We start from the raw sequence: 11,799 nt of genomic DNA, 5'->3' as shown, positions 1-11,799 counted from the left end.
AGGTAGTGGCCGCTGCCGATGCCGAGCTTGGTGCACCCATCGAGCGCCACATGACGGCCAGGCCGTTCTACCTCAGCCCCACGGCCAGTGCCTTCGACGCGGCCATGGCCATGACCGAACGGCATATCGCCCACGTGTGCCTGGTTGAAAACCGGCGCCTGTGCGGGGTAGTTTCAGAGCGTGACCTGTTCTCCCTGCAACGGGTCGACCTGGTGCACCTTGCGCGCACCATTCGCCATGCACCGCGCCTGGAAACGCTGGTCTCGCTGCGCGGCGAAATCAGCCAGCTGGTCGAGCGCATGCTCGCCCACGGCGCGTCGTCCACGCAGATCACCCAGATCATCACCTTGCTCAACGACCACACCGTGTGCCGGGTGATCGAGCTGGCACTGGCCGAGCGCGGCGACCCTGGTGTGCCGTTCAGCTGGCTGTGCTTTGGCAGCGAAGGGCGACGCGAGCAGACCCTGCACACCGATCAGGACAACGGCATCCTCTTCGAGGCCGCCGACCGCGCCGAGGCCGACGCCATTCGCGCCCGCCTGTTGCCGCTGGCCCAATACATCAACCAAAGCCTGGCCCAGTGTGGCTTTACCCTGTGCAAAGGCGACATCATGGCCGGCAACCCAGAGCTGTGCCTGTCGCGCAGTGAGTGGGCGCGACGCTTTGCCGGTTTTGTCCGCGAGGCCAGCCCGGAGAACCTGCTGGGTTCAAGCATCTATTTCGACCTGCGCGTGGTGTGGGGCGACGAGCAAGGTTGCGAGCAACTGCGCCAGGGCCTGCTCGAGCAGGTGGCCGACAACCGCATCTTCCAGCGCATGCTGGCCGAGAACGCCTTGCGCCAACGCCCGCCCGTGGGCCGCCTGCGCGATTTCGTCCTGACCCGCCAGGGCAACGACAAAGCCGCCACCCTGGACCTCAAGGTCCAAGGCCTGACGCCCTTCGTCGATGGTGCCCGGCTGCTGGCCCTGGTCAATGGCGTCGGTGCGTGCAATACGCTGGAACGCTTGCGCCAACTGGTGGCCAAGGGCGTCATCGAGCCACTGGACGGCGCCGCCTATGAAGAGGCCTACCACTTCATCCAGCAAACCCGCATGCAGCAGCACCAGCGCCAGGCCCGCGCCAACCTGCCGTACTCCAACCGGCTCGACCCGGACAGCCTCAACCTGCTGGACCGACGCATCCTGCGCGAGTCCCTGCGCCAGGCGCAGCGCCTGCAAAGCAGCCTGGCCCTGCGGTATCAGCTATGAGCCTGTTCGCCTGGCTGCGCCCGAGTGCGCCCGAACTGGCCCCCGCCATGCGCCAGCGCCTGGCCCGGTTGTCCAAACCCGCGCCGCTGGGGGTGTGCACCTTGCGCGAGCAGCGCTGGGTGGTGCTGGACCTGGAAACCAGCGGGCTCAACTTCAACCGCGACCAGGTGCTGTCGATCGGGGCCGTGGCCATCGAGGACGGTGCGATCGATTTTGCCCAGCAATTCGAACGCACCCTGCATCGGCCATTGCAGAAAACCAACGCCAGCGTGCTGATCCATGGCCTGGGGCCGAGCGCCCTGGCTGCCGGTTGCGACCCGGCCGAGGCGTTGCTGGACCTGCTCGATTTTATTGGCGACAGCCCGGTGCTGGCATTTCACGCGCCGTTCGACCAGCGCATGCTGGGCCGGGCGCTGAAGGACAGCCTGGGTTATCGCCTGCAATCGCCGTTTCTGGATGTTGCCGAGCTGGCGCCGATGCTCAACCCCGACACAGTACTGCGCGAGGCCGGGCTGGATGACTGGGTGGCGCGGTTTGGGCTGCAGGTGGATGAGCGCCATCATGCCAGCGCCGATGCGCAGGTGACTGCGGAGCTGGCGCTGATTCTGTTCAGCCAGGCGCGGCGGCAACAACTGGACAGCCCGTTGCAGCTGGAGCAGCGGTTGCGCGGGTGGCGGCGGCGCAAGGTCAACCATCAAGGCCTGTAAATACTGATCTACAGAACCGGCCCTGTCGCCGGCAAGTCGGCTCCCACAGGTACTACACAAGGCCCGGCATCAAGCGTTCCCTGTGGGAGCTGGCTTGCCGGCGACAGGGCCAGCAGCCTGTGCCATGCTGGCAATCCGATAAGCGTCCATTGCACCCACCCCCTCCCCTCTGCAACAATCGCGAATAATTATCGTTAGTTAATACATACGTTCCAGGGGGACGCTGCTTGTCTTCTGCACACAGCCCACACGCCGATCTGGTCGGTGCACTGTACCGCGACCACCGCGGCTGGCTGCTGGCCTGGCTGCAACGCAGCATGGCCTGCCGCCAACGTGCCGAAGACCTGAGCCAGGACACGTTCGTGCGCCTGCTCGGCAGAGAGCAGCTGGACACGCCTCGCGAGCCCCGCGCCTTTCTCGCCGCCGTGGCCAAGGGGCTGATGTTCGACCACTTCCGCCGCGCCGCGCTGGAACAGGCCTACCTGGCCGAGCTGGCACTGATACCGCAAGCCGAACAGCCCTCCCCTGAAGTGCAACACCTGATCCTCGAAGACCTCAAGGCCATCGACCGCCTGCTCGGCAAGCTTTCCAGCAAAGCCCGCGCAGCGTTCCTGCACAACCGCCTGGACGGCCTGGGCCATGCCGAAATCGCCGAGCGCCTGGGCGTTTCGGTTTCGCGGGTACGCCAGTACATCGCCCAGGGCATGCGCCAGTGCTATGTGGCCCTGTATGGGCAGCCGACGTGAGCAACGCGCCGGTTTCATCACGGGTGCTGGAAGCCGCCATCGCCTGGAAACTCAGCCTGGACGACGCCAGCGGCACGCCCGACGAACGCGGTGAGTTCATGCGTTGGCATGCGGCCAGCGAAGAGCACGCCCGCGCCTGGCGCCAGCTCGGTGCCATGGACCAGCGCGTCAGTGTAGCGGCCGGCCCGGCCCGCCAGGCCCTGCTGCAGTCTCGCGTCGGCCTGCGCCGTCGGGTTGCCAAGGCCGGCGGCGGCCTGGCCGGCATGTTGCTGCTCGGCTCGCTGCTGGCCTGGGTTGGCGCACCGGCGCTGGCACCCAGTTACTGGCTGGCCGATCAGCGCACCGCCACCGGCGAGCTGCGCACCCTGCGCCTGGAAGACGGCACGCTGCTGAGCCTTAATACCCACACCGCCGTGGACATCGACTTCCAGGGCGAGCAACGGGTGATCGTGCTGCATCAGGGCGAGATTTCGGTCGAAACCGGCCATCACGACCCTCGCCCGCTGCTGGTACGCACCGACGATGGTCGGCTGCGGCCACTGGGCACGCGCTTCCTGGTGCGCCGCGAAGCCAGCGGCACACGCCTGGAAGTGCTGCAGGCGTCCGTCGCTGCCAAGCCCCTGAACAGTGGTGACGAACAGGTGTTGCGCGAAGGCCAGCAGGTACTGATGGACGCCAACGGCCTGGGCCTGGTCGGCCAAGTGCCAGCCGGTGCCGATGCCTGGACCCGCGGCATGCTCGTGGTGGACAACGTGCGACTGGGCGACCTGCTGGCCACATTGGGCAAGTACCGCAGCGGCTACCTCGGGGTAGATGCCAAGGTGGCCGACCTGCGCGTCACCGGCAGCTTCCCACTGACCGACACCGATTTGGCACTGGCATCACTGGTGCCGGCATTGCCGGTGAAGATCGAGCGGCATACCCAGTGGTGGGTGACCGTCACTTCCAAGTAAACCTGTACTGGCCTGTTCGCGGCGGTTCGACGCCTCGATAAACCCGCTCCACGTCAATCTCACCGCATTTGAAATCGAGATGTCCCTGTGGGCACGTGTTCACCCGCGAAAGGGTCGGCACATGCGCTAATCAACTTTAAATAATTCTCAACATTTTTCAGATTCGCCCTGTCACTTTTCAATTCTCGCTCGGCAAGGAAGCAGCAAGCACTTACCCGTCGAGGAACCGCCGCATGTCCCGTGCCGTTGATCGTATCCTGCGCCCCAGCCTGATGGCCCTGGCCATCGGCCTTGGCGCCCCGTTGGCCAGCCCTGCCCTGTTCGCCGCCGAACAATCCGCACCGCGCGCCTACGATTTGCCCAGCGCTCCTTTGGCCACCACGCTCAACCAGATCGCCAGCCAGGCCGGTATCGCCCTGGCCATCGACCCAGCCCTGGTCAACGGCCGCACTTCGGCCCCGGTAAGCGGCCGGTACGACGGCCTCGGCGCCCTGCAAGCCGCCTTGGGCGGCACCGGCCTGCAGCTGCAGCAGAGCAGCGTCGGCAGCTACAGTCTGGTGGCGGTTCCGGATGGCAGCCTGGCATTGCCGGAAATCACGGTGAATGCGTCCAGCGCCAGCGAAAGCGCCTGGGGCCCGGTCGAAGGCTATCTGGCCAATCGCACTGCCGCCGGCACCAAGACAGACACCGCGCTGGTCGAAGCACCACGCTCAATCTCGGTTGCCACTCGCGAGCAGATGAAAGACCGCGGCGTGCACAGCCTGGATGACGCCGTGCGCTATATGCCAGGGATCGTGTCCGCCAGCTTTGGCAGCGACACGCGCTATGACTGGATGCGTGTGCGCGGCTTCGAGCCCACCCAGTTTCTGGATGGCCTGCCGCTGCCACGCGGCGTGTACGCCAACCCGAAAGCCGAAACCTGGAACCTCGACCGCCTGGCGCTGCTGCGTGGCCCAGCGTCCTCGGTCTATGGCCAGACCCCGCCCGGCGGCCTGCTGGACATGGTAAGCCGCCGTCCGCAGGCAGAAAGCGAGCACGAAATCGAACTGCAGTACGGCAGTGACAATCACCGTCAGATCAACTTTGCCAGCACCGGCAAGATCGACGACGAGGGCCGCTTTCTGTATGGCGTCAGCGGTGTGATCCGTGACAGCGGCTCGCAGATCGATCACATCGACAACAAGCGCTACAACATCGCCCCAAGCCTGACCTGGAACATTGACGAAGATACTTCGCTGACGCTGCTCACCCAGTTCACCCGCGACGATACCGGTGCCACCAGCCAGTTCCGCCCCATCCAGGGCACCAAGATCGACATGCCGTTCGGCAAGATCTCCCACCACAAGAACCTGGGTGACCCGGACTACGAGTTCTACGATCGTACCTACTACGCGCTTGGCTATGCCTTCGAGCACCGCATCAACGACGTCTGGCAGTTCCGTCAGAACCTGCGCTACACCAAGTCGGACCTGGCGTTCCAGACCATCACCCCCGGCAGCTATTACCAGCCCGGTGGCCCGGTACAGGACGACGGCACTGTCAGCCGAATGTCCACCAATACCGATGAAGACATCAGCCAGTTCGCGGTAGACAACAACTTCCAGGCCGACTTCGCCACCGGCGACGTTACCCACACCCTGCTGATCGGCCTGGACCATCAGCGCATCAACACCAACTACCTGTCGATCTTCGGTTTCAACGTGCCGGACAGCAACGTCAACAACCCGGTATACGGGTTGCCAATCACCCGCCCGGACCGCTCGACAGCGTTTTATGACTACAACCAGAAAACCCGTCAGACCGGGCTGTATGTGCAGGACCAGATGGCGCTTGGCAACTGGCGCCTGACCTTGGGTGGGCGGGAGGACTGGGTGCACACCGGCACCAAGTTCTTCAACCAGGGCGATGCCACCAATACCCAGCGGGACAAGAAGTTCAGCGGCAACGCGGCCATCAGCTATGTGTTCGATTCGGGCTTGGTACCGTACCTTTCGTATGCCGAGTCATTCCAGCCGACCAGCAATGCCAATGCGTCGGCCACGCAGTCTTTCAAACCCACCGAAGGCAAGCAGTGGGAGCTGGGGGTGAAATACCAGCCGCCGGGTTCCAACACCCTGCTGTCGGCAGCCGTGTATGACCTGACCCAGAAAAACGTCTCGGTGACCGACACCGTCGGTGGCGTGACCATCACCAGCCAGACTGGCGAAGTGAAAGTCCGGGGGTTGGAGCTTGAAGCGGTTTCCGACGTTACCGAGAACCTGAAGGTGATTGCCGCCTACACGCTGGCCAAGTCCGAAGTGCAGAACGGCGACTTCAAAGGCAACCGCCTGCAGCTGATGCCGAACCAGCAGGCCTCGCTGTGGGGTGACTACACCTGGCACTCGGGCGTACTGGACGGCTTCGGCATCGGCCTGGGTGCGCGCTATACCGGGAACACCTACGGCGACCAGGCCAACACCTACCTGGGCAAGGCCAATGCCTACACCGTGTTCGATGCCTCGGTGCACTACGACCTCGGCCGCCTGAACAGCAGCCTCAAAGGCGCGTCGGTCGCGGTCAACGCCACCAACCTGCTGAACAAGGACTACATCTCTACCTGTGACTCGTACTACTGCTACTACGGCGACGAGCGAAGCGTTGTTGCTAGCGCCACCTACAAGTTCTGAGTGAGCGGGGCCGCTTTGCGGCCCAATCACCGGCAAGCCAGCTCTTGCAGGTACAGCGCAAGCCTCTGGCCATGTGCCCCGCTGTGGGAGCTGGCTTGCCGGCGATTGGGCTGCGCAGCAGCCCCTCGATCCAACAGAAAAAATCGGTACCGTGATGAAAAGCCCAACCATCCGCCGCTGGTCCGCGATCCACACCTGGAGCAGCCTGGTCTGCACTCTGTTCCTGCTGTTGCTGGCACTCACCGGCCTGCCGCTGATCTTCCACCACGAACTCGAACAGCTGCTCGGCGACGCGCCTGAACTGCGCCAGATGCCGGCAGACACCCCGCACCTCGATCTTCAGCAGCTGGTGCTCAAAGCCGAGCAGCATCGCCCCGGCGAGGTCATGCAGTACTTCGGTTACGACGAAGACGAACCCAACGGCGTGGTCGCCATCACTGCCGCTACCGCCGGCACCGACCCCAACCTGTCCCACACCTTCATGCTCGACGCCCGCACTGGCGAAGCTGTAGCGATGCCAGCGGCCAACGGCGGCTTCATGATGCTCATGCTGCGCCTGCACGTAGACATGTTTGCCGGTCTGCCCGGCAAGCTGCTGCTGGCCTTCATGGGCGTGCTGTTCATCGTAGCGATCGTCTCCGGCACGGTGCTCTATGCGCCGTTCATGCGGCGCCTGGAGTTCGGCACGGTACGCCACGACAAATCCCGGCGCCTGCGCTGGCTCGACCTGCACAACCTGATTGGCGTGGTGACCCTGGCCTGGGCGTTGACGGTAGGCGTAACCGGCGTGATCAGTGCGCTGTCTGACCTGGTCATCGCCGCCTGGCGCAATGACAGCCTGGCCGCCATGGTTGCGCCTTATCGTGACGCCCCACCGCTCACCCAACGCGCCCCTGCAACCCGCCTGCTGGACATTGCCGCACAGGCCGCCCCCGGCATGCGCCCGGACTTCATAGCCTTCCCCGGGACGCGCTTTTCCAGCGAGCACCACTACGCGGTGTTCATGAACGGCGCCACGCACCTCAGTTCCCACCTGTTCACACCGGTGCTGATCGATGCCCGCACGCTGGCGGTCACGGCGGTCGGCGAGCGCCCCTGGTACATGGACGCCATGGGCCTGTCGCAACCGCTGCACTTCGGCGATTACGGCGGGCGGCCGATGCAGATCCTCTGGGCCGTGCTCGACGTGCTGACCATTGTCGTACTGTGGAGCGGCCTGTACCTGTGGTGGGGCAAACAGCGCAGACCCAAAGGAGCGCGGGCATGAGCCACAAATCGCAATCGACCTGGCAGAGTTTCGCCTGGCCGGCACTGCTCGCGCTGTTGGCCGCGCTCGGCCTGTTCGCGGCGCTGCTCGGTGACGGCTGGTGGGACACGCTGTCATGGCTCGGCCTGGGCATTCCGGTCTGGCTCAGTGTGCGGGGCATGAAACGCCGCTGAGGTAGCTGGGTAACACATCGCCCCGGCCGCCAGCCTGCAGCATGGTCCGCTTTCAGAGCAGGACACGGACCATGACCACACCACAACGCTTTCGAGTGCTGGATGAGCGCCTGACAGCGCTACTGCCAGTAGCAGGCAGTGTAGAAAATAGCCTGGACCAGTGCCTGGGGCAGCTGTTCCCGGGCCTGGGCATTACCGCACGCACGCTCTACTTCGACACCTACAACCTGCTGACGCTGACAGGTTTTCACCTGTTCGATGGTGGCACCTTCAAGCTCCCCGCAGGAAGCCGGCCAAGCCACGCCGAGCATCAGGCCCTGAGCCTGCCCGTTGGTTTCAGTTCACGCATCGACCGCTTCTGCCGCACCCTTCGCCAGGAACTACACGCCCGACTGGCCGCAGATTGGCAAGCGCGCGACGCCACAGGCCTGACCCGTGTCGTGCGACTCGCCTCGCTGCGCAGTGACCAGTTCGAAGCCGAAATGCGCTTGCGCAGCACTGACCAGACGCTTTCCAGCGAACATATCCAGTTGCTCAGAACCTGCCTGGAACTACCGCTGCCCTGGCAGCGCAGGCATTTGCCGCTGCATTCACGCCCACAGCTGTATCGCCCCTTGCTGACTGCCACCGAACCCAACTGGCGCAACCACATACCCGGGCTCATGGTACTCACTGAGCACGGCGCAGAAGGCCAGCTGCTGGACCAGCATGGCAAAGTCGGCCGTACCCTTCTCTGTAGTGTGGCGCACGGTGTGGAGGCCTTTGACAGCCTTGCCGAACTGCATCAAGAGCTTTGTGAACGCCTGGAGGACCCGCAGCAAAGTGAACATCTGCTGGCATTGCTGGCTACCCCCGAGCAAAAGCAACGCGCTCGTCAGGCCGAGCAGCTGCGCTATGACTGGTACCCGGAGGAGTTGGTGCAGTTTCAGGCATTTGCCATCCGCGACGCGCAGCTGGCACGCCTGACCCATGCCTGGCATCACAGTTGGAAACAAGGCCTGCAACGCAACGTCGAGCAACTCGACAGGGCATTGGCTGACGCACTGGACATACGCCCCCAGGTCGGCAGCGTCGGGCCGCTCGCCACACGCTACGGGCTACTGCTTGAAAAGCACCTGCCCAACTGGTTGCGTACCACCTCGCAACAAGGCGTGACGCATATCATGCAGGCGCTGCAGCAACAGGTGGCAGCGATCCAGGGAGCGGCGGCACCCGGGATTCTCACGCTGGGGCAGTTCAACCAGCAACACTCGCTGCTGAACTGGGTAAACGAGAGGCTGCAGGAATACCTTCAACGTGACCCAGGGCTGGATATCCACCCCCGCGACATCTTTGTCAGCGTAACGGTTGCGCGCCAGACAGGCCCCTTGATCAATCCGCTCCCCACTGCGGGCGCCACGGGTTACATCCCGGTAGCCAGCAGGCCTATCGTGGGCGACACCATCAAATTTGTTCGGCACACCTACAGGCTCGACGAACTGGCGCTGCTGAACATCGCCTGGTTCGAAGTCGACTACTGGCTCACGGCAAAGGTGCACCTGCACGATGGCGAAGCGTTGCCTGCCCTTACACCCTCCAGGGTCAGGCAGATGGTGCGGCGGCTGAATGCTGGAACCGGCTATCAGGCTTATCTACGTACCCAGTTGCTCGACTCACCCGAAGGCGAGTGGCGGCAGTGGGCGCACGGGGAACTGAACCGCACCCGCATGAACGCCGAGGCGGTCAAAGGGCGCTACGCCGGGCATTTTCTTTTGGATACTTTCGAGCAGGGCTACGGCTGGGCCAGCACAGTGATCAACGCACCCGACAGCCAGGCGCGCCCTTATTTCAACAACGAGCAGCGCGTGGACGTACAGCAGTTGCTCATCCAGGAGCAGACGTTGCAAGGCGTGCTGTTGCTGGTATCGCCCCTGAACTCCAAGCGCATCGTGGTGTATGCCCCGGACGCTCCCGACCGCCGCTACTGGCGTGAATATGCCAACGCACGCGGGCTGATGCGAGCGATACGCAACGATCAGCGCCTGCGCAATTACGTCGCCCAGCGCCTTCCCCGTGCCAGCCGCGACAACATCGAGAAGCTCCTGGTCAAGGGGCGCCTCGGTTCACACGTACGACAGCAGACCATCACCGGTAACCTCTATCATGCAGCCTACCGCGCAGAGGTCCATAACCTGATGGCGCAAGCTGACGCTGCCACCCGCAGCAACGAGGAATTGCTCGGCACATTTTCGATCAACGTGCTGCGGTTGTTGCTCGACATCGTTACCCTGGTACTGCCACAACGCCAACTCATGGCGCTGGCCTTCGGGCGCATGGGTATCTCGATCTGGGATGGTTTCGAAGCGTTCAACGAGGATGACCACGAAGATGCGCTTCATCACGCCATTGCCGCCCTCAGTCATGCCACCGAAGGGCTGAACACGCTCGCGGGCTCCGGCATGATGCGCCGCGTGTTGCGCGGCATGCCCAGGCCACCTTCGGTACCGCTGCCGTCCCGCTACCAGGCCAGGCCAGCCGAGGCAAAGATACGCTATCTAATCGATGGGGCGCACGGCGAAGCGGTGTACGAGCAGGCTTCCGCCAGCTCGGGTTTGTCCCTTTACTACGTCAAGGACTTGCAGGGCCGCTACTTCAACGTCAGCTTCGATGGCAGCCGCTGGCGTGCGACCGACCCCAAGCAGCCGCTCGCCTACCTCAAGCTGCCGATCAAACGCCGCCTTGACCAGACCTGGGTCGTCGACTCGCCGTTGCTCTGGTACGACGGCCTGCCCGACCTGAATCAGCTGCTGGGGGCGTGCCAACCGGAAACGCGCCTCACCGGCTCAGCGATCGCTGCGGAGCCAGAAGTGTTCGAGACGCAGGGCGTGCCGTTTTTGCAACTGGGCAGTCAGCAGGTGAACGTGCGGCACCACCCCCTGGCCGGACATTACCAGCTCGCGATCCCCGAGCACATGCAAACCAACGTGCCGATCTGGGCGGTGCTGCGCCGGCAGGAAGGGCAATGGCGAATCCGCGTGCGTCAGCCAGGACGCAGCAGCGACTGGCTGACGCTGCCTGCGGATTATTCGGCCAGCTTGGGCAGCAGTCGGTCGAGCCGCTGATGCAGCGCGCTGCCGCTCGGCCAGTTGCGCAGCAGCCGTGCTCGATCACGGGCATAGGCCGGGGCGAAGCTGAGCTGGGTGGCGTGCTGGCACATGGCGTCGAGATCGATCAACGACCACCGACCGTTGTCCCAGAACAGGTTATGGCCCTTGAAGTCGCCATGACTGATGCGCTCGCGGATCAGTTGCTGCATCACCCGCACCAGGGCATCGACCTGCTCTTCGGGCGCGTCGCCGTTTTCCACATAGGGTGCGAAACACGCGGTCAGGTCCGGGCCATCGACGTACTCGGTAACCAGGTAGGCCCGACTGCGCAGGCCCACCACCCGTTGCTCCAGTACCGCCAGCGGCCGCGGGGTAGCGATGTCGAGAAACGCCAGGCGATGGCCTTCGATCCACGAGTGCCAAGCCCGGCTAGGGCGCCAGAAGCGTTTGAACCAGTGGGCGGTGCTCTTGATGTTGTAGCGTTTGAGCACCAGTTGACGGCCATCGACCTCGATGCGCGCAACACTGGCGGCACCACCGGTCTTGAACAGGTGGCCTTTGTCGATCAGCGCATCGGCCTGCTCCAGCACCGGCAGCATGGCGTCGACCTCGGTGCGACGGATCGCCCGCAGGCCCGACAGGCTGCGTTCAACACTGAACAGGCTGCACTCGCGGCCGGCCTTTTCCAGATAATCCTTCTGCCGCCAGCTGCGCACCTTGTCCACCTGCTTCTGCAAGGCTTCCAGCGGCAGGGCGTGTTCGGCGTTGGCCAGCAGGTAATGCACCAGCAACTCTTCGATGAAGGGTTCCAGGCGCTTGGGCAACTGGGCGAAGAACACGCCGAGGTTTTCCAGTACGCGCGGGCGTGACAACTGCTGGCCGGGCGTTTCGGCCTTGATGCCGGCGCCATCGATCAGGTACAGCTTGCCGCCATGACGCAGCAGGTTGTCCAGG

9 protein-coding genes are annotated in these 11,799 nt (G+C 64.0%); 8 read left to right on the top strand and 1 reads right to left on the bottom strand.

Annotated features, from left to right (window positions below; translation table 11 throughout):
- The 8 genes from HP547_RS21075 to HP547_RS21040 all read left to right on the top strand — a co-directional run.
- Nucleotides 1-1,247, top strand: a 1,247-nt coding sequence (locus HP547_RS21075) for a DUF294 nucleotidyltransferase-like domain-containing protein (RefSeq protein ID WP_172287342.1), incomplete at its 5' end; no start/stop codon positions are given.
- On the top strand, nucleotides 1,244-1,954 hold the full coding sequence (locus tag HP547_RS21070; protein ID WP_172287341.1) for a PolC-type DNA polymerase III: 711 nt from the start codon (nucleotides 1,244-1,246) through the stop codon (nucleotides 1,952-1,954). The genes HP547_RS21075 and HP547_RS21070, both read left to right, overlap by 4 nt.
- Nucleotides 1,955-2,181: 227 nt before the next feature.
- Nucleotides 2,182-2,700, top strand: coding sequence for an RNA polymerase sigma factor (locus HP547_RS21065; protein ID WP_172223046.1), 519 nt, complete (start codon nucleotides 2,182-2,184; stop codon nucleotides 2,698-2,700).
- The gene (locus HP547_RS21060; protein WP_172223049.1) at nucleotides 2,697-3,653 is read left to right on the top strand and encodes a FecR family protein; all 957 of its coding nucleotides are present in this window, start codon (nucleotides 2,697-2,699) and stop codon (nucleotides 3,651-3,653) included. Before HP547_RS21065 ends, HP547_RS21060 begins: the two co-directional genes overlap by 4 nt.
- Before the next feature lie 233 nt (nucleotides 3,654-3,886).
- Nucleotides 3,887-6,319, top strand: coding sequence for a TonB-dependent siderophore receptor (locus HP547_RS21055; RefSeq protein ID WP_172287340.1), 2,433 nt, complete (start codon nucleotides 3,887-3,889; stop codon nucleotides 6,317-6,319).
- 154 nt (nucleotides 6,320-6,473) lie between these two features.
- Nucleotides 6,474-7,586 (top strand): PepSY domain-containing protein, encoded by a 1,113-nt coding sequence (locus HP547_RS21050; RefSeq protein WP_172287339.1) that lies wholly within the window; start codon nucleotides 6,474-6,476, stop codon nucleotides 7,584-7,586.
- Nucleotides 7,583-7,759, top strand: a complete 177-nt coding sequence (locus HP547_RS21045) for a hypothetical protein (RefSeq protein WP_172287338.1) — start codon at nucleotides 7,583-7,585, stop codon at nucleotides 7,757-7,759. Before HP547_RS21050 ends, HP547_RS21045 begins: the two co-directional genes overlap by 4 nt.
- Nucleotides 7,760-7,830: 71 nt before the next feature.
- Nucleotides 7,831-10,860: a dermonecrotic toxin domain-containing protein gene (locus HP547_RS21040; protein WP_172287337.1), complete on the top strand. Its 3,030-nt coding sequence runs from the start codon at nucleotides 7,831-7,833 to the stop codon at nucleotides 10,858-10,860.
- Here the strand turns inward: HP547_RS21040 and HP547_RS21035 are convergent.
- Nucleotides 10,821-11,799, bottom strand: a 979-nt coding sequence (locus HP547_RS21035) for a lipopolysaccharide kinase InaA family protein (protein WP_172287336.1), incomplete at its 5' end; no start/stop codon positions are given. The two genes, HP547_RS21040 and HP547_RS21035, sit on opposite strands and share 40 nt — an antisense overlap.

It is taken from the genome of Pseudomonas sp. CM27 (genome assembly GCF_013179515.1).
Classification (GTDB): Bacteria; Pseudomonadota; Gammaproteobacteria; order Pseudomonadales; family Pseudomonadaceae; genus Aquipseudomonas.
This window is presented reverse-complemented; position numbering and strand designations above follow the sequence as displayed.